General features: G+C 69.4%; 16 protein-coding genes. 10 read left to right on the forward strand and 6 right to left on the reverse strand.

Annotated elements, in window-relative coordinates; genetic code table 11:
* Window positions 1-17: 17 nt before the first annotated feature.
* Window positions 18-1,643 (reverse strand): amidohydrolase family protein, encoded by a 1,626-nt coding sequence (locus tag OHU89_RS31715; RefSeq protein WP_405647951.1) that lies wholly within the window; start codon window positions 1,641-1,643, stop codon window positions 18-20.
* 14 nt (window positions 1,644-1,657) lie between these two features.
* Entirely contained in the window at window positions 1,658-2,935 is a 1,278-nt protein-coding gene (locus OHU89_RS31720; protein WP_405647953.1) for an amino acid deaminase, read from the reverse strand.
* A gap of 179 nt (window positions 2,936-3,114) precedes the next feature.
* Between OHU89_RS31720 and OHU89_RS31725 the strand changes: the two genes are divergently transcribed.
* The 5 genes from OHU89_RS31725 to OHU89_RS31745 all read left to right on the forward strand — a co-directional run bounded on the left by OHU89_RS31725 (window position 3,115) and on the right by OHU89_RS31745 (window position 7,635).
* Window positions 3,115-4,200 (forward strand): sugar kinase, encoded by a 1,086-nt coding sequence (locus OHU89_RS31725; protein WP_405654745.1) that lies wholly within the window; start codon window positions 3,115-3,117, stop codon window positions 4,198-4,200.
* Window positions 4,197-4,961, forward strand: coding sequence for an IclR family transcriptional regulator (locus OHU89_RS31730; RefSeq protein WP_405647955.1), 765 nt, complete (start codon window positions 4,197-4,199; stop codon window positions 4,959-4,961). The genes OHU89_RS31725 and OHU89_RS31730 overlap by 4 nt, the downstream gene beginning before the upstream one ends.
* Complete coding sequence (locus tag OHU89_RS31735; protein ID WP_405647956.1) at window positions 4,958-5,377, forward strand: RidA family protein; 420 nt, start codon at window positions 4,958-4,960, stop codon at window positions 5,375-5,377. The genes OHU89_RS31730 and OHU89_RS31735 overlap by 4 nt, the downstream gene beginning before the upstream one ends.
* 115 nt (window positions 5,378-5,492) lie before the next feature.
* On the forward strand, window positions 5,493-6,965 hold the full coding sequence (locus OHU89_RS31740; RefSeq protein ID WP_405647958.1) for a GntP family permease: 1,473 nt from the start codon (window positions 5,493-5,495) through the stop codon (window positions 6,963-6,965).
* Between the two features lie 160 nt (window positions 6,966-7,125).
* Complete coding sequence (locus OHU89_RS31745; RefSeq protein WP_405647960.1) at window positions 7,126-7,635, forward strand: hypothetical protein; 510 nt, start codon at window positions 7,126-7,128, stop codon at window positions 7,633-7,635.
* A gap of 73 nt (window positions 7,636-7,708) precedes the next feature.
* Here the strand turns inward: OHU89_RS31745 and OHU89_RS31750 are convergent, their stop codons facing one another.
* Window positions 7,709-9,058: a M14 family metallopeptidase gene (locus OHU89_RS31750; RefSeq protein WP_405647963.1), complete on the reverse strand. Its 1,350-nt coding sequence runs from the start codon at window positions 9,056-9,058 to the stop codon at window positions 7,709-7,711.
* A gap of 244 nt (window positions 9,059-9,302) precedes the next feature.
* Between OHU89_RS31750 and OHU89_RS31755 the strand changes: the two genes are divergently transcribed.
* Window positions 9,303-9,788 carry an ATP-binding protein gene (locus OHU89_RS31755; RefSeq protein WP_405647965.1) on the forward strand — a complete coding sequence of 162 codons (486 nt, stop codon included), beginning with the start codon at window positions 9,303-9,305 and terminating at the stop codon, window positions 9,786-9,788.
* 171 nt (window positions 9,789-9,959) lie between these two features.
* Window positions 9,960-11,291, forward strand: coding sequence for an Nramp family divalent metal transporter (locus tag OHU89_RS31760; RefSeq protein ID WP_405647967.1), 1,332 nt, complete (start codon window positions 9,960-9,962; stop codon window positions 11,289-11,291).
* On the opposite strand, the gene OHU89_RS31765 is transcribed toward OHU89_RS31760, so the two are convergent.
* Together OHU89_RS31765 and OHU89_RS31770 are read right to left on the reverse strand one after the other, a co-directional pair.
* Window positions 11,267-12,535: a hypothetical protein gene (locus tag OHU89_RS31765; protein WP_405647969.1), complete on the reverse strand. Its 1,269-nt coding sequence runs from the start codon at window positions 12,533-12,535 to the stop codon at window positions 11,267-11,269. The two genes, OHU89_RS31760 and OHU89_RS31765, sit on opposite strands and share 25 nt — an antisense overlap.
* An 82-nt stretch (window positions 12,536-12,617) precedes the next feature.
* The gene (locus OHU89_RS31770; RefSeq protein WP_266888627.1) at window positions 12,618-13,127 is read right to left on the reverse strand and encodes a SigE family RNA polymerase sigma factor; all 510 of its coding nucleotides are present in this window, start codon (window positions 13,125-13,127) and stop codon (window positions 12,618-12,620) included.
* Between the two features lie 255 nt (window positions 13,128-13,382).
* Between OHU89_RS31770 and OHU89_RS31775 the strand changes: the two genes are divergently transcribed.
* Window positions 13,383-13,682 carry a hypothetical protein gene (locus tag OHU89_RS31775; protein WP_405647971.1) on the forward strand — a complete coding sequence of 100 codons (300 nt, stop codon included), beginning with the start codon at window positions 13,383-13,385 and terminating at the stop codon, window positions 13,680-13,682.
* Window positions 13,683-13,728: 46 nt separating this feature from the next.
* Here OHU89_RS31775 and OHU89_RS31780 read toward each other — a convergent pair whose 3' ends face one another.
* Complete coding sequence (locus OHU89_RS31780; RefSeq protein ID WP_405647973.1) at window positions 13,729-15,417, reverse strand: chitinase; 1,689 nt, start codon at window positions 15,415-15,417, stop codon at window positions 13,729-13,731.
* A gap of 270 nt (window positions 15,418-15,687) precedes the next feature.
* Here OHU89_RS31780 and OHU89_RS31785 point away from each other — a divergent pair, with 270 nt between their 5' ends.
* Window positions 15,688-16,539, forward strand: a complete 852-nt coding sequence (locus OHU89_RS31785) for a hypothetical protein (protein WP_405647975.1) — start codon at window positions 15,688-15,690, stop codon at window positions 16,537-16,539.
* A 40-nt stretch (window positions 16,540-16,579) separates the two neighbouring features.
* Window positions 16,580-17,287 carry a Flp pilus assembly protein CpaB gene (cpaB, locus tag OHU89_RS31790; protein ID WP_266888623.1) on the forward strand — a complete coding sequence of 236 codons (708 nt, stop codon included), beginning with the start codon at window positions 16,580-16,582 and terminating at the stop codon, window positions 17,285-17,287.
* The last annotated feature ends 5 nt before the right edge of the window (window positions 17,288-17,292 follow it).

Raw genomic sequence — 17,292 nt, forward strand, 5'->3', positions numbered from 1 at the left:
GGGCGTCGGGCGTTCCGTCACATGGGACTGTGACGGACCGCCTTGCCCGCCAGTACGTCCGTCCGTCGGCCGTCTTCGATCACGAACCGACCGTCGATCAGGACGTGCGGGATGCCCACCGGGAGTGTGCGGGGATTCTCGAACGTCGACCCCGCCGCCACCGTCCCCGGATCGAAGAGGACCACGTCGGCCCGGTACCCCTCACGCACCAGCCCGCGGTCCGGCAGGCGCAGTCGTGCCGCCGGGCGGCCGGTCAGATGGGCCACGCACTCCTCCAGGGACAGCACCCCCAACTCCCTGACGTACCGGCCGAGATAGTGCGGGAAGGTGCCGTACGCGCGGGGGTGCGGCTTCGTCCCCTGCAGGATGCCGTCCGAGCCGCCGGTGTGGACCGGGTGGCGCATGATCCGCTGGACGTTCTCCTCGTGGCCCACGTGCTGGAGGATCGTCGTCCCGAGCCGGTCCCGCACGAGCAGTCGGCGCGCGGTCGTCCAGGGGGCCTCGCCGCGCGACTCGGCGGACTGCTGGACCGTACGGCCGACGAAGTCGCCCAGTGACGGATCGCTGACCCCCGAGATCTCGATCGTGTCCCACTCGATGGGCACCCCGTGGCAGCCGTCCGCGCCGATGACCTCCAGGTGGTGCCGGATCCGCTCGGCCGTCGCCTCGTCCGCGAGCCGCTCCAGGATCCGCTCCGGGCCGCCCTCGCTCGCCCAACTCGGCAGCATGGCCACGAGGGTGGTGCAGCCGGGGGTGTAGGGGTACGTGTCGAGGCTGATGTCGGCGCCCTGCGCGAGCGCGTCGTCGAGAAGGGCCAGCAGCTCGGGCGCCCGGCCCTTGTTCACGCCGAAGTTCATGGTGGCGTGGGCGAGATGCAGGGAGCAGCCCGCCTCCCGGGTCAGGGCGACCATCTCCTCGTACGCCTCGAGGGCCCCCGCGCCGTACGAGCGGTGGTGCGGGCAGTAGTAGCCGCCGTACGACGCCACCACCCGGCACAGCTCGGTGAGTTCGGCGTCCTTGGCGTACATGCCGGGCGTGTAGGTGAGCCCCGACGACAGGCCGACCGCGCCCTGCTCCATTCCCTCGGCAACCAACTGCCGCATCCGGTCGAGCTCCTGAGGGGTTGCCTCCCGGTCCTCCCAGCCGACGGCCAGCATGCGGACGGTGCCCTGGGGGATCAGATAGGCCGCGTTGACGGCGATGCCCCGGCCTTCGAAACCGGAGTCAAGGCGGTCGAGGTACTCGCCCACCGACCGCCAGTCGAAGTCGATGTCGTCGCCGTACCCGTTCCAGCCGGTGATGGCGCGGCGGACCTCGGCCAGGGTGCCGTCGTCGACGGGGGCGTACGACAGCCCGTCCTGGCCCAGGACTTCGAGCGTGACCCCCTGCGCGGCCTTGGCGCTGTGGTCGGGGTCGCGCAGGAGGGCGAGGTCGCTGTGGGCGTGCATGTCGATGAAGCCGGGGGAGAGGACGAGGCCTTCCGCGTCCAACTCGCGGCGGGCCGTGGGGCGTTGGCACCCGGCGTCGGCCGCCTCCTTGACGATCGAGACGATCCGGCCGCCGTCGATCACGACATCTGCGCGGTACGACGGCGCACCGCTGCCGTCCACGACGTCCGCGTCCCGGATGACGAGCTCTTCCATCGGCGACAGCCCCCTCAGAAGTAGGTGCGGATGTAGTCGACGACCGTGCCGTCCGCCTCGGCCACCGGGATCAGCTGCCACTTGTCGAAGGACGTGCACGGATGGGACAGCCCCAGGCCGAGCCAGTCACCGACCTCCAGATCGGCCTCTGGCCCGGTGCGCAGCCAGGCGTGCTGGTCGGACAGGCCGGTCACCTCGATGCCGTCCGCCGGGCGCTCCACCCCCTCCCGCCGTACGACCTGGGCGAACGGCAGATGGAGGTCGTAGGCCGCGTCCCGCTTGCCCGCGTTGACGAAGGCCTGTTCGGGGGAGGGCCGGGAGACGACCTGCGTCCACAGCCGGAACGCCGGTTCCAGGGCGCCCTCCTCCGGGACCCGGTTGAAGGGGGTGATCTTCCGGTAGTGGCCGTCGTCGTGCGAGACATAGGCGCCGGAGCGGAGCAACTTCAGCACGGGAAGGGAGAGTTCGGGGATCTCCGCGAACACGTCGGCGACGGCGTCGAACCAGGCGCTGCCGCCCGCACTGACGACGACCTCGTCCGTCCCGCCGAACCGCCCGTGCTTGTCGAACGCCACCGCGAGGGAGACGAGCCGCCGCAGCCAGGCGTGCACGCGCTCGGGGTCGGCGTTCGGGACCTCCCCCTCGTACCCGGCGACACCGACGAGCCGCAGGGTCGGTACGGCGGCCACGGCGTCGGCGACGGCGGCGCACTCGGCCTCCGTGCGGACCCCGGTACGGGCGCCGTCGCCGGCGGCGAGCTCGACGACCACGTCCAGGGGGCGGCCGGCTCCGCGCAGGGCCGCGTCCATGAGCCCGACACCGCGTACGGAGTCGACGTAACAGATGAGACGGAAGTCGGGGTCGGAGTCGAGCTCGGCGGAGATCCACCGGAGCGCGGCCGGGTCGACGAGTTCGTTGGCGAGGAATACGCGCCGCGTCCCGAAGGCCCGGGCGACGCGGACCTGGTGCGGTACGGCGAGGGTGATGCCCCACGCCCCGTGCTCGATCTGCCGCTGGAACAGCTGGGGTGCCATGGAGGTCTTGCCGTGCGGGGCGAACGCGAGTCCGTGGCGTTCGGAGTAGGCCTCCATGAGCTCCAGGTTGTGCTGGAGCCGCTCGGCGGAGAGGGCAAGGACGGGGGTCGCGAAGCCGTCGGTGAAGAGGTTGCGGCGCTGTGCGGCGAGTTCGGCGACGGTGAGGCCGTCGGCGTCCGGGGGGAGGCCCTTGAAGCGGTGGTCGACACGGTCCTCTGCGAGGCGGGCGAGCGCTTCGGAGGGGCTGTCGGCTGTCATGGAGCCTCCCTGATCTGGTGCGTTGCGTCTACTGCAACGTCCATTGCGTATATCGCTTACTGCTGTCTAACATCTCGGCCAACGCAGGGTCAATGGACCCCCATGACCGAGACCGAGGAGCTACGACCATCGTGACCAACGCCCCCGACATCGTGGATGTCGTCGCGCTCGGCGAGTCCATGGTCACGTTCCTGCCCACCCGACCCGGCCGCCTTGCCGATGTGCCGTCGTTCGAGCGGGGGATCGGGGGTGCGGAGTCGAACGTGGCCTGTGGGTTGGCCGCCGCGGGGCACTCCGTGCGGTGGGTGAGCCGGGTGGGTGCGGACGGCTTCGGTGACCATCTGGTGGCGACGATCGGGTCGTACGGCGTGGACGTGTCGGCCGTACGTCGTGATCCGGCGCGGCCGACGGGCGTGTACTTCCGTACGGCGGGGGAGCGGGGGACGGATGCGCACGAGGTCGCCTACTACCGGGCGGGGTCGGCGGCGTCGGCGATGTCGCCGGGGGACGTGGACCTGGAGGCGGTGCGGGCGGGGCGGGTGCTGCATCTGACGGGGATCACTGCGGCGCTGTCCGAAGGGTGCCGGGGGTTGCTGCACGAGCTGACGGCTCCCGGCGTGGGGCGCCCCCTGATCTCCTTCGACGTGAACCACCGGCCCGACCTGTGGAGGGGGGCCGAGGGGGCGGGGGTGGTGCTGGAGCTGGCGCGCCGGGCGGATGTGGTGTTCGTGGGGGAGGACGAGGCGGAGGAGGCGTGGGGGGTTTCCGGTGGTTCGTCGGCGGTCCGGGAGCTGTTGCCCGAGCCGGGCGTGCTGGTGGTGAAGCAAGGGGCCAAGGGGGCTACGGCATTCGTGTCGGCTGCGGGTGAGTGGGGGCTGGTCGCGCAGTTCCCCGCGCCCCTTGGGTCGGGTGGCGGCCCGGAGTCACAAGGCGAGGCTTCCTTCCCCGCGTCCCTTGGGGCGGGCGCCGTCACCTTTGTTCCCGCCCTCGGTGTCGACGTCGTGGCCACCACCGGTGCCGGTGACGCCTTTGCCGCCGGGTTTCTCTCCGGCATGCTGCGAGGTCTCTCCGTGACGGCCTGTCTCCGCACCGCACACCTCCATGCCGCCGCCACCCTCACCACCCCCGGCGACCTCGCCGTACCGCCCACCCGCGACACCGTCGACCGCCTGGCGGCCGTGGACGACGGGACCTGGGAGACACTTCGACTCGGCCCCGGCTGGACGCAAGCCGTGCAGGCCCCGGAGGAGGTACGCATTCCATGAGCCAGACCGTCGACCGCGCGCTGAGCATCCTGCCGCTGCTCGCAGAAGGTCCCGCAGACCTGGGACAGGTCGCCGACCGCCTCGGCGTCCACAAGTCCACGGCCCTGCGGCTCCTGCGCACGCTCCACGAACACGGCATGGTCTACCGCCAGTCCGACCAGCGCTACCGTCTCGGCGCCCGCCTCATCGCGCTGGCCCAGGAGGCGATGGAGAACCTGGACATCCGGGAGATCGCCCACCCCCACCTCGTACGCCTCAACGAGCAGTGCGGCCACACCGTCCACCTCGCCGTGTACGAGGAGGCCGAGGTCCTCTACATCGACAAGGTCGAGAGCCGCTACCCGGTCCGGATGTACTCCCGGATCGGCAAGCCCGTCGCCATCACCGTCGCGGCCGTGGCCAAGCTGCTCCTCGCCGACCTGCACGAGTCCGAGCGCCGCACCCTCGCGGACAAGCTCGAGTACCCCATGTACACGTCCCGTTCGACCCCCAACGCATCCGCTTTCCTCAAGGAGTTGGAGCGCGTGCGCGAACAGGGCTGGGCCACCGACCTCGGTGGCCACGAGGAGTCCATCAACTGCGTCGCCGCACCGATCCGCGGCGCCGACGGCAGGGTCGTGGCCGCGATGTCGGTCTCCGCCCCGAACGTCGTCGTCACCGCCGACGAACTCCTCACCCTCCTCCCGCTGGTCCGCCGTACCGCGGACACCGTCAGCGGCGAGTACTCCGGCAGAACCCCCGTCAAGGAAGCCACCTCATGACCGAGAAGACCGAGAAGATCGCGCTCACGCCCAAGACCCACACCACCCCGCCCGCGAAGTTCTCGCACGGCGTGCGCAAGGGCAACATCCTCCAGGTGGCCGGCCAGGTCGGCTTCCTCCCCGCGGAGGACGGCAAGCCGCCGACGCCCGCCGGCCCCACCCTGCGCGAGCAGACCCTGCAGACTCTCGCCAACGTCAAGGCGATCCTGGAGGAGGGCGGCGCGAGCTGGGACGACGTGATGATGATCCGCGTCTACCTCACGGACGTCGACCACTTCGCCGAGATGAACGGCCTCTACAACACCTACTTCGAGGAGCAGGGCCTCACCGCGCCCCCGGCCGCCCGCACGACGGTCTACGTCGGCCTCCCCGCCGGACTCCTCATCGAGATCGACGCGCTCGCCGTACTCGGCTGAGCCCACACCCCCTCAACTCCCGCACGCCGTAAGCAGAACGGCATGGCCCCCGACGGGTGGCCATGCCGCGATCCGCCTTGCCCGAAAGCTGTATGTACTTACGCAGAGGACCCCCATGTCCCAACCGCTCGCCGCAACCACCGAAGCTCCCCCGCACACAGGTGGTCTGCTCCTCCTCATCGACGGCACGGCCGGTCTCCTGACCGTCGCCGCCATCGGCATCGCCCTCCTCCTCTTCCTGATCATCAAGGTCAGACTCCAGCCGTTCGTCGCCCTCCTCGCCGTCTCCATAGCCGTCGGCCTCCTCGCGGGCCTCTCGGTCACCGAACTCTTCGGCACGGTCCAGCGCTCCGACGCCGTCTCCACCATCGAGTCCGGCATGGGCGGCATCCTCGGCCATGTCGCGATCATCATCGGCCTGGGCACGATGCTCGGCGCGATCCTCGAAGTCAGCGGCGGCGCCGAGGTGTTGGCGTCCCGCCTCCTCAACCTCTTCGGTGAGAAGAGGGCACCCCTCGCCATGGGCCTCACCGGCCTCATCTTCGGCATCCCGGTCTTCTTCGACGTGGGCATCTTCGTCCTCGCCCCGATCGTGTACGCGGCGGCGAAGCGCAGCGGCAAGTCGATCCTGCTCTACTGCCTCCCCCTCCTCGCCGGTCTGTCGATGACCCACGCCTTCCTGCCCCCGCACCCCGGACCGGTGGCCGCGGCGGGACTGCTGCACGTGGATCTCGGCTGGGTCATCCTGATGGGCGTGGTCTGCGGCATCCCGGCGGTACTGGCCGCCTGGGTGTTCTCCGCGTGGATCGGCCGGCGCATCTTCGTGGCCGTACCGCAGGACATGGTGGAAGCGGCCGCGGAGGCCAGGCTCGCGGTCATCAACGAGCAGCGCGAGCAGGGTGTGGAGCCCCGCGAGGACCCGGTCCCGCTGGGCACGGTCCTCGGCATCATCGGCACCCCGCTGGTCCTGATCCTCGCCGCCACCTTCTCCTCGATCGCCCTGGACCCCTCCACGGGCCGCTCGGTGATCGAGTTCTTCGGCAGCCCCTTCGTGGCCCTGACGATCGCCCTGCTCCTCGCGTACTACCTCCTGGGCCTGAGGCGCGGCTGGTCCCGCAAGTCCCTGGAGACCGTCTCGACGGCCTCGCTCAAGCCGGTCGGCAACATCCTGCTCGTCGTGGGCGCGGGCGGTGTCTTCGGTGCGATCCTCAAGGCGAGCGGCGTGGCCCAGGCGCTCTCGGACACCTTCAACGACGTGGGCCTCCCGGTGATCGTCCTGTCGTACCTGATCTCGGTGGTCCTACGGGTGGCCCAGGGCTCGGCGACGGTGGCGATCGTGACGACGGCGGGCATCGTGGCGCCCCTGCTCTCGGAGGGCGATCACTCCCAGGCCTTCGTGGCCCTGGTCATCATGGCCATCTCGGCGGGCTCGATCTTCGCCTCGCACGTGAACGACGGCGGCTTCTGGATGGTGGCCAAGTACTTCGGCATCAGCGAGCGGGACACGCTGAAGACCTGGACGGTCCTGGAGACGGTCCTGTCGGTGGTCGGCTTCGTGATGGCGGCGGTGCTGAGCCTGTTCGTGTAGGCAGGAAGGCGTGATTGGCGGATCTGTCCCCAAACCGGCGGTAAAACCGCGGGTGGCCGGTGCATCGGCGGGGGGACAGATCCGCCAATTCGTCATGCGCGGTAGGCGACCTCGGCCCCCGGCGCCCCACGGCACAGCTTCGTCCGCCATACTTCCCGCTGTGGAGCAGCGCATAGGTTCGAGCAGCAAGCCCCTGGAAGGCGCCGGGTTCGACCCGGCCTTCATCCCCGGGCTGACCTCACCCGTGTCCGGCGAGCCCGAGGACGCCGAGGAGCCCCTTGCCGAGGAGGACGCCCTCGCGAAGAAGGAGGCCGCCCCCGACCCCGAGGAGGAACCCACTCCCGACGAGCCGGAGGCGGACGCGGCCGACGGCCCCGCCTTCGAGGCGTCCGACCGCCGCGCGAAGATCGTCGCCGATGCGAAGGGCGTACGCCTGAGCCTCGACGAGGAGCGGTGCGAGTTCCGCTGGGACGAGATCGGCGCGATCGAGACCGAGACGCCCCGCTTCGGCAAGCGGTACACGATCACCGTGCACACCCCGGACAGGCGCTGGTACCCGATCGAGGTCGAGGCCACGTCGCGGGCGCGCTTCCAGGAGTGGGACGAGCAGCTGGACGCCGTCCTCGACGCCTACTTCGACGACGGCGCCGACGAAACCGAGGACGACTAGTCCCACCCAGGGGCGCGGGGAACTGCGCGACCGGCCACCACCGGCCCGCAGCTCCCCGACGACCTGTCCACTTCTAACTGCAGTACTGTGCCTCCTTGCCGATGGACCGGTACATGCAGTCCGCGTTCTCCAGCAGCTGCAGCACCGCGTCCCGGTTGCGCGCGGTCTCCGCAGCGATCACCTCGTCGGGCGGGTAGAAGCCGCCCCCGGAGCTCGACGACGGGTACATCTCGAAGGTGTACCCGAAGATCTTCTGGCTGCCCCACAGCCAGTCGTCGATCGATCCGTCGGTGATGTACAGGTCGCTGGACTGCTCGGGCGTGTAGCCGTTGCTCGCGGCCATCTTCCCGCCGACCGTCGCGAAGGCGTTGCGGTCGTCGGTGGTCATGCCGGTGGCCGTGTTCGCCGTCGTGTACCCGTAGGGCCACAGGACCAGTTCGCTGTACGTGTGGAAGTCGATGCCGGCCCTGATCTGCTGCACGCCGCCGACGATCCGGCTGCGGACGAAGTCGGCGACGACCTTGACCTCGGGCGCCGACTCGGCCGCCGGGCCGCGGTACGTCTCCGAGGAGGTCGACCCGGACGAGCCGCCGCAGCAGCCCCACCGGTAGGCCCAGTTGCGGTTGAGGTCGGTACCGACGTTCGAGGAACCGGAGTTGGGCTGGCGGTTCTTGCGCCACGAGCGGTAGGAGCCGGTCGCGACGTCGTACTCGCCGCCGTCGGGGTTGAGGTCCGGGACGATCCAGATCTCGCGGTTGTTGACCATGCTGGTCACGCGGGAGTCGGTGCCGTAGTCCGAGGTCAGCTCGTTGAGCAGGTACAGCGCCATCTCGACGGTGAGGTGCTCACGGGCGTGCTGGTGGTGGGTGAACAGCACCTCGGGCTCGGACTCGTCGGTCGCCACGTTGTCGCTGATCTTGATGGCGACGATGTTCCGGCCCTGGTACGAGGTGCCGATCACGCGGGTGCTCGCGATGGAGGAGTGGGCGGAGACGACCGAGTTGATCTCGCTCGTCATCTCCGCGTAGTTGTGGTACCTCGAGTCGGCCGAGGGGAAGTCGAGGATTCCGACCCCGCCGTCCTCGGCGGAGGACCGGTCGGGGACCGCGCCGAGCGCCGTGATGTCGTAGCCCTGCGCGCGCAGTTTCCTGATCTGGTCGGCACGGCCGGAGATCACGACACCGTGGTCGTCCACCTCGTCGATGGCCACGCCGGCCTGCTGGAGGGCCGTGCGTTCCTTGACCGTCGCGTGCGTGTGGATCTCGTACTGGCGGATGTCGTCCGCCGAGGGAGCCGCCTTGGCGGTGCTGTCGGCGCTCGCGCCCGGGGAGAGGGGTGCCGCGAGCGCGAGGGCGAGGAGGGCGGCGAACACGGCGGTACGTCTTCCGCCGCGGACGCCTGAGCCTCGTATGCGAAGTCGCATGAAGTCTCCTAGTTTCTCCAGGGATTCCGGGGTCTCCGGGCCTGAAGCAAGTGGGGATACAGGTGACTCACAGGTGCGGGTGCGGCGCTCATCGTGCGCCTATGGCATGAGCAGGTCAAGAGTCAATAAAGGCGCGGTGGCCGGAACGCTGCGGCCGTGGCTCGATCCCGAACTGATGTACGTAGGTAGTGAATCGGGTATTCCTCCCGGTGTGCGGCACGGTCGCGGCGGGCATCCTGCTCCCATGCTGCAACTCTCCGGGGGCCGCCCCCCGGACCCCGATCCTCGGTACGCCGCGTACCCCCAACCCCCCTTGGGGGCAGGCCATCTGAGCGTCGAGTACGCCCCCCGTCCCGCCGCCGTTCGCGAGGCCCGCGCCACGGTCCGCCGACAGCTGGAGGGGTGGGGGCTCGCGGACCAGGAGGACCTGGTGGACACGGCCGAGCTGCTCGTCAGCGAGCTCGCCACCAACGCCCTGCTCCACTCCGCGAGCAGCTTCCGACTCACCCTCTTCGCCTCGCACGGCGTACTGCGCTGCGAGGTCGCCGATGTCGGCCGCCGAACTCCCCAGGTGCTCCAGGCGGGCACCGCGGAGAGCGGCCGGGGGATGTTCCTGGTGGATGCGCTTGCCCGGCGCTGGGGCTGCCATCAGGACGGGCCGGGCAAGACCGTGTGGTTCGAGCTCGGCACGTGCGGGTCCGACGACTGTGGTCGGCGACAGTCGTTCTGACCCGAGAGTTCCGGATACGTCAACTCAGGCTCCCCCCGGAACCACATCCCGGGCCCCGGTGCGCTTGCCCAGCCGCCGGGGCCCGACCCCTTCCCCCCGAGTACGCGCATCGGGTGAAGATCCACGCAGGCCCTCTTGCCGGGCGGGCGGCTTTGGGCTTTCTTGACCTGCATGGCGGACACCACGGGCAACCCCACGGACACCCAGGCATCATCCGGCAACCCCCAACCTCGTAAGTCCAGTTGGAAGTACATAGGCCCCGGCATCGTCGTCGCGGCCACCGGCGTCGGCGCCGGCGACCTGGTCGCGACCCTCATCGCGGGCAGCAACTTCGGCTACACGCTCCTGTGGGCCGCCGTCATCGGCTGCCTCGTCAAGATCTCCCTCGCCGAGGCCGCCGGCCGCTGGCATCTGTCCACCGGCCGCACCCTCTTCGACGGCTGGGCGAGCCTGGGCCGCTGGACCTCGTGGTTCTTCGTCGTCTACGTGGTGATCTGGGGCTTCGTCTACGGCGCCGCCGCGATGTCGTCCAGCGCGCTCCCGCTCCAGGCGCTGTTCCCGGACGTGATGGACCTCAAGTGGTGGGCCGTCGCCTGCGGTCTGACCGGCCTCGTCTTCGTCTGGTTCAACAAGTACGAGGTCTTCGAGAAGGTCATGACGGTCCTGGTGGGCGTCATGTTCGTGGTGACGGTCTACCTCGCCATCCGGGTCACCCCGAACCTGGGGGACGCCTTCGCGGGCCTGCTGCCCGTCCTCCCCGACGAGAAGGACTCGATCCTCAACACCCTCGGCCTCATCGGCGGCGTCGGCGGCACCATCACCCTCGCCGCGTACGGCTACTGGGTCAACGCCAAGGGCTGGACCAACACCGGCTGGATGAAGGTCATGCGGCTCGACAACCGCGTCGCCTACGCCACCACCGGCATCTTCGTCATCTCCATGCTGTTCGTCGGCGCCGAGATGCTGCACTCGGCGAACATCGCCATCGCCAGCGGCGACAAGGGGCTCATCCAGCTCAGCGACATCCTGGAGGACAAGTACGGCTCGGCGACCGCCAAGTTCTTCCTGATCGGCTTCTTCGCCACCTCGTACACCTCCCTGATCGGCGTCTGGCACGGCGTGAGCCTGATGTTCGCCGACTTCGTCGCCCGCTTCCGCGACAAGGGCGAGAGCACGGGCAAGGGGACGGGCGAGGAGGTCGCCTCCGGTGCGCGCGAACGCTCCTGGCCCTTCCGCGCGTACCTGCTGTGGCTGACCTTCCCGCCCATCGTCCTGCTCTTCCAGGGCCAGCCCTTCCGCCTGATCATCCTCTACGGCGTCCTGGGCGCGGCCTTCCTTCCCTTCCTGGCCGGCACACTGATCTGGCTCCTCAACTCCTCGCGCACACCGGCCGAATGGCGCAACGGCCTCATCAGCAACGGAATGCTGGTGATCGCCGGACTGCTGTTCCTGGTGCTGTGCGTGAAGCAGATCTGGGATCAGCCCTGGTCGGAGTTCTTCTGACCGGTCTGCGACTCCTCCCGGCTCGGCCCCCACTTCGAGCTGAGCGCGATCTTCTTGAGCTGCTCCATCGTCAGGGCGGGCTTGTCACGGCTCGGCGCGTCGTGCGGCCCGCCCGCGTTGAGGGCGCTGATCACGACCCGCAGTCCGTCGATCCGCACCGTGTCGACGGTCCACCTGACCGTGCCCGAGACGCCCTTGTCCCCGGCGTCCTCGCGGGTGATGAGCATCGTGCCGTCGCCGACCTCCTCGGCACCCTCGAAGATGCTCTCGCCGAGGAGGTCCCCCATGTTCGGCTGGACGTTGATCTCGACGAGGCTCTTGCCCTTGCCGTCGTCGACGACGACATAGCCCCACCCGGACTCGTCACCGCCCCTCGAGACCGGGGTGAGACCGTCGGGGAGGAGGTCGACGAGCGTCTTGCGGATGTCGGTGGTGGGGGCGGTCTCCTCCGGGCTCGCCGACGACGACTTGTCCTCCTTGGGAATGGCGTCGACCGCCGTCAGCCACGCCGGCGCGGTCACCAGCTTCTTCAACTCCGCCGCGTCCAGCGGCGGGTCCTCGCGGGTGACCGGCGAGCCCTTCTCGGCCTCGGCGTTCCACTCGTACACCGCGACGTGCTGGCCCCTCGGAGTGACCAGGTCGGCGGACCAGTGCTTGGTGGGCTCCCGCTTGTCGGGATACTCGTACCCCTGGAGGATCCTCAGCACCGAGCCGTTGTCCAGCCGGCTCGTCCGGCAACTGTCGTACGGCGTGAACGTCTTGTCCGGGCACTCGGTCCACTGCCGGGTCTGCTCAGTGCCCGGCTCGACCCGCTCCATGTTGACGGAGACGACGGAACCCCCGTCCCCGTCGTCCCACACGAGCCACGCGTACGGCGCGTCCGCGGTACCGCGACCGGTCTCCTGGCTGAACTTGCCGTACCCGAGCTGCTCCTTGAGCGTCCTGATCAGCTCCTGGCCGGAGACGGGCGGCACGGTCGCCGTGGCGCTCGGCTTCGAGGCCACCGAGGACGGGTCCGGGTCCGAACCGCCGCCGGGCAGGAGCAGCGCCCCGCCCACCCCGACGAGCGCGAGGGAGGCCGCGCCGCCCACGACGGCGGCCCGGCGCCGCAGTCGCAGCCGTCGGCCACGGGCGAGGCCCGCGGTGGTGAGCGCATGCGGATCGGCGTCGAACTGTCCGCCGACATCGCGCAGTTCGGCGGCGACACGGTCCTCGAAGGGATCACTGTGCTGTTGAGCGGGCATGGCTAACCACCGTTTCCCCGAGGTGTGAAGGATGAGAAGTCAGAGGTGTGGTGAGGCGAGGTCATAGGGACGGGTGGGGCCGTCAGAAGCGTGCGTACTCGCCGAGGTCCTCGCCCAGCAGCTCCCGCAGCCGGCCCAGGGCGCGGGTGCAGCGGGTGCGGACCGCGGAGGAACTGGCGTTCATCGCGTCGGCGGTCTCCTCGATCGAGCGGTCCTCCCAGTAGCGCAGCACGACCACCGCCCGGTCCTTGGCGGGCAGCCGGGCCAGCGCCTGGAGCAGCGTGAGGCGCAGCGGGACGTCGCCGTGGTCGGCGTAGACCTGCTCCGGGAACTCGGCGGTGGCGCGCTCCTTGCTGCTGCGGCGCCGCTGGTGGGCGAGGAACGCCCGGGTGAGGACGGTCTGCGCGTACCCGGCGGGGTTGCCGACCCGGGCCACCCGGTGCCAGCTGATGTACAGCCGGCCCAGGGTCTCCTGCACCAGGTCCTCGGCGAGATACGTGTCCCCGGCGGTGAGCAGGCACGCGGAGCGGTAGAGATGCCCCGCGCGTGCCGCCGCGAACTCCGCGTACTGGTCCGCAAGGACCTGTCTCATGTGTTCCCCCTGCTCGTGGATGCGCCTGCTTCGCGCTCTCACTTGATTGATGCGGTGGCACCCCGGAAATGTTTCACACGATTTGCAGGGGATCTTGAGGGCATCGGCACAGGCGAAGGCCGGCTCGCCGGATTTCCCGGTACGACGAGTAAGTTGCCGTACGCACACACCCAGGCACGTCACCCCGGGGGACCCACCATGACCCACCCGCCGTACCCACCCCACCCACCCCAAGGCTTCGGCCCACCCCCACCGATGCCCCAGCCGACCCCCGCCGGCCCCGAGTTCCTCGCCGTCGACCGCCGCAGCTCGGTGTCTGTCGACGCCTCCGGCGTCACCCTGGAACTCAACGGCGTCGAGGCGGACTTCGACTGGCCGGAGATCCGCAGCGTCCACTACAAGACGACCCCGAACGGAAAGTCACTGATGCTGGCCGTGGTCCACCTCGACGGCCAGTTCTACGAGTGCGTGGTGGACGCGAAGTCGCGGGAGCGACTGGGGGAGTGGTTCGCGGGGCTGGCGGCGGTGTTGGGGTACTACAGGCCGATGGGGTGAGCGGTGGTGGGGGCGGCCTTCTCGCCCCCACGCTCAGCCCCTTCCGCTACGGCAGCCCGTGCACGTGCGGGCCCACCGTGTTCGACCACGCGTTGCCCGACGAGGCGTCCCAGTTCGTCGACCAGGTCATCGCGCCGCGCAGGTCGGGGTAGGTCTTGGACGGCTTGAAGGAGCCGCAACCGGTGCCCTTCGTGAGGCAGTCGAGGGCGTTGTTGACCACCGTCGGGGACACGTAGCCGCTGCCCGCGCCGCTGGTCGAGGCCGGAAGGCCGAGGCCCACCTGGGAGGGGGCGAGGCCGCCCTCGAGCTGGATGCAGGCCAGGGCCGTCAGGAAGTCGACGGAGCCCTGCGAGTACACCTTGCCGTCGCAGCCGAGCATGGAACCGCTGTTGTAGTACTGCATGTTGACGACCGTGAGGATGTCCTTCACGTTCAGCGCGGTCTGGAAGTACGCGTTCGACGTCGACTGCATGTCGATCGTCTGCGGGGCCATCGTGATGACGAGGGACGAGCCCGCCTTCGACGAGAGCGACCTCAGCGCCTGTGTCATGTACGTCGCGTTGAGGCCGTTCTCGAGGTCGATGTCCACGCCGTCGAAGCCGTACGTCTGCATCAGTGAGTACACCGAGTTCGCGAAGTTCGCCGCCGAGGAGGAGTCGTTGACCGCGACCGTCCCCCGCTCACCGCCGACCGAGACGATGACCTTCTTCCCGGCCGCCTTCTTCGCCGCGATGTCCGCCTTGAACTGGTCGACGGTGTAACCGCCGAGCCCCGCCGAGTCGAGGTTGAACGTCACCGCGCCCGGAGTCGTCGTGGCGTCCGCGAAGGCCACCGCGATGATGTCGTACTGGGACTGGACGTCGGAGATCTTCTGGACCGTGGCCCCGTTGTTGAAGTTCTGCCAGTACCCGGTGACGGCGTGCTTGGGCAGCGCCGGTCCGGTCGGGGTGGCCGTCGTCGTCCCTGTCACCGCCGTCGACTTCGCGGACTCACCCGCCGAGTTGGTCGCGGTGACCTGGAAGGAGTACGACGTCGACGCCGCGAGCCCGGTCACCGTCGCCGACGTGCCGGTCACCGCCGTCACCTTCGTACCGCCGCGGTAGACGTTGTACCCCGTGGCCCCGGAGACCGTGCTCCAGGCCAGGGAAACCGACGAGGAGGACGTACCGGAGACCGCGAGGCCGCTCGGCATGCCCGGAACCGTCGGGGCCGGGTCGGTGCCACCGCCGCCGTCGGGGCCGTACACCGAGACGTCGTCCGCGAAGTACGCCGACTGCCCGTACCAGCCGTGCGTGTAGACCGTCACCGAGGTCGTCGAGGCGCCGGTGGTGAAGGTCGTCGACAGCTGCTTCCAGGACGTGGAGTCGGGGGTCCATGTCGACACGTCCGTCGTGCCGGTGCCGGTGACACCGAGGTAGGAGTACCCACCCTGCACCCACGCGCTGAGCGTGTACGTCGATCCGGGCTTCACCGCCACCGTCTGCGTGCACTTCGCGTTGTCCTGCCCGGCCGGCGTCGCCTTCAGCGCGGCCGCGCCGCCGTGCACCGGCGAGGAGACGGTCGCCCCGCTGCCCGCCGTACAGGTCCAGTTTGTCAGGCCGGACTCGAAGCCGGCGTTCTTGGCGTTGTTGACATCCGCGGCGGAGGCCTGGCCTGTGCCGGACACACCGAGGGCGAGGGCTGCGAGAACCGCTGCCGACCAGAAGCGAGCAGAGCGTCGTCTGAGTATGGCCATGACAAGCAGACTGGTCCAGACCAATCGCGTCCGTCAATAGGTCCAGACCATCTTTACGGGGCCCACGGGTTCTCCACGGGGCATCGGCATATGCAATCCGCCCTGATTTGGGGAGCCTTGCGCAAAAACAGTTGCCATCAGCTGAAGAAACGCTGTTCTCCGGTCACATGGGCGTGGCTAGAGTGCTGACGTAGTCACGCAGTGAAGTCGACTGGGTGTGCCGGAGTAACGCCGGTCGGGCCGGCGGGGCATGGGAACGGGGAGCTGCGCGTGCCAACTGCCATTGCCGTGACCGGTGCCGACATGGCGCTGCCACCGCAGGACGAGCGAACCGTGCCCGCCGTCGTGCTCAAGGGCCTGGACAAGGAACCGCTGGAGCGCACGCTGCTGGGCCTCCAGGCGCTCATCGACCAGCACGGCCATGTGATCGTCGTCTGCTCCCAGGCGGTGCCGAAGGCGGTCGAGCGGCGCCTGCACACCGTACGGTCCCTCCTGGAAAGCGACCGTATCGCCCTGTTCCGCCCCGATCTGCCGCCCCTCGGGCTGGCCGTCCTGGCCCGCCAGTTGAGGCAGCTCGCCTCCTGCGACCTCAGCCCCGGCGTGCTCGCCTCCGCGGGCCGGCTGCTCACCCACTACATTCACGCCGGGGCGGTCCTCGGCTCCGTCACCAAGCTCGACCGCGTTCCCGTGGACCTCAAGGCGCATGCCAAGTCATGGGTCCCGGGAAGTCAGTTCGGTGTGATCGCCCACCCCGAACCGCAAATGGTCCGCATCGGCCCCGAAGCCGCCCTGAAGGGCCCCGAGTTCGCCACCGCCCTGCTGGTCGCCAAGGGGCAGTTCCAGTCCGACTGGGTCACCACCACCCTCGCCCCGTCCTGGGACGTCCAGGGCCTGCGAGAGGTCCCGCTCCCCGCCGAGTCGGCGTCGTGGTGGGGCACCCCGAAAGTGATCGAGTTCTGTTCGTTCCTGCCCGACCTCTCGGTCCTCTACCAACTGGTCACCTCGGTCCGCCAGAGCGCCTGCCACTGGTGCGGCATCGATGTGATCGGCGACCGCTGTGTGTTCTGTTCCGCCACGTCACCGCACACCGAGAACCAGCAGAACCAACTCACCGCCGGGTGAGCCCTGTCGACCGATATCCCCCAATGAGGTTGTACGGTTCATGAACTCCCGTCAGCGCCGCGGCGTCATACTCCTGATCCTGTCGGCCGTCTGCGCCCTCGCGGCCTTCGCCGGCGTCCTGTCCGTCATCAACGACGCCGAGTCCAAGGTCGGCCCCGAGGTCACCGCCTACCGGCTCAAGACGAACGTGGACCCCTACAAACCGCTGAGCACGGCCCAGTTCGAGAAGATCGAGATGCCCGAGCGGTGGCTGTCCGACAACGCGGTCCGCAATCTCCGCGAGATCGACGGCAAGATCGCGGTCACCGCCCTGAAGAAGGGCTCCCTGCTGCAGAGCGACATGATCGTGGCACAGCCGGCTCTGCAGCCCGGGCAGCAAGAGGTCGCCATCATGATCGACGCGGCGACCGGTGTGGCCGGCAAGATCACGCCGAACTCCACGGTCAACGTGTACGCCACCTTCGAGGGTGAGCGGGAGGGTGCTCCCGATCAGTCCAAGATCATCGTAACGAACGCCAAGGTCCTCGACGTGGGCGACCTCACCCCGCTCCAGCCCGACGCCGACGACCGCACCCGCGAGGCCACCGAGGCCGTCCCCATCACCTTCGCGCTCTCCGCCATCGACGCCCAGCGCATCACGTACGCCGAGTCCTTCGCCAAGCGCGTCCGGCTCGCACTGGTCGCGCCGGGCGAGACCGGCACCGTCCCCGAGCAGGACCGCACGTACGAACTCGCGAAGGACAAGTGAGAGCC

Origin of the sequence: Streptomyces sp. NBC_00019 (assembly GCF_045041015.1) — a bacterium.
GTDB lineage: Bacteria > Actinomycetota > Actinomycetes > Streptomycetales > Streptomycetaceae > Streptomyces.

What these genes read in the sequence shown, in the direction of transcription:
- OHU89_RS31775 (WP_405647971.1), top strand. Translation starts at nt 13,383, where the DNA reads ATGCCCCAGCCGACCCCCGCCGGCCCCGAGTTCCTCGCCGTCGACCGC.
- cpaB (WP_266888623.1), top strand. Translation starts at nt 16,580, where the DNA reads ATGAACTCCCGTCAGCGCCGCGGCGTCATACTCCTGATCCTGTCGGCC.
- OHU89_RS31750 (WP_405647963.1), bottom strand. Translation starts at nt 9,058, where the DNA reads ATGCGACTTCGCATACGAGGCTCAGGCGTCCGCGGCGGAAGACGTACC.
- OHU89_RS31765 (WP_405647969.1), bottom strand. Translation starts at nt 12,535, where the DNA reads ATGCCCGCTCAACAGCACAGTGATCCCTTCGAGGACCGTGTCGCCGCC.
- OHU89_RS31780 (WP_405647973.1), bottom strand. Translation starts at nt 15,417, where the DNA reads ATGGCCATACTCAGACGACGCTCTGCTCGCTTCTGGTCGGCAGCGGTT.
- OHU89_RS31735 (WP_405647956.1), top strand. Translation starts at nt 4,958, where the DNA reads ATGACCGAGAAGACCGAGAAGATCGCGCTCACGCCCAAGACCCACACC.
- OHU89_RS31715 (WP_405647951.1), bottom strand. Translation starts at nt 1,643, where the DNA reads ATGGAAGAGCTCGTCATCCGGGACGCGGACGTCGTGGACGGCAGCGGT.
- OHU89_RS31730 (WP_405647955.1), top strand. Translation starts at nt 4,197, where the DNA reads ATGAGCCAGACCGTCGACCGCGCGCTGAGCATCCTGCCGCTGCTCGCA.
- OHU89_RS31720 (WP_405647953.1), bottom strand. Translation starts at nt 2,935, where the DNA reads ATGACAGCCGACAGCCCCTCCGAAGCGCTCGCCCGCCTCGCAGAGGAC.
- OHU89_RS31760 (WP_405647967.1), top strand. Translation starts at nt 9,960, where the DNA reads ATGGCGGACACCACGGGCAACCCCACGGACACCCAGGCATCATCCGGC.
- OHU89_RS31725 (WP_405654745.1), top strand. Translation starts at nt 3,115, where the DNA reads ATGGTCACGTTCCTGCCCACCCGACCCGGCCGCCTTGCCGATGTGCCG.
- OHU89_RS31755 (WP_405647965.1), top strand. Translation starts at nt 9,303, where the DNA reads ATGCTGCAACTCTCCGGGGGCCGCCCCCCGGACCCCGATCCTCGGTAC.
- OHU89_RS31770 (WP_266888627.1), bottom strand. Translation starts at nt 13,127, where the DNA reads ATGAGACAGGTCCTTGCGGACCAGTACGCGGAGTTCGCGGCGGCACGC.
- OHU89_RS31740 (WP_405647958.1), top strand. Translation starts at nt 5,493, where the DNA reads ATGTCCCAACCGCTCGCCGCAACCACCGAAGCTCCCCCGCACACAGGT.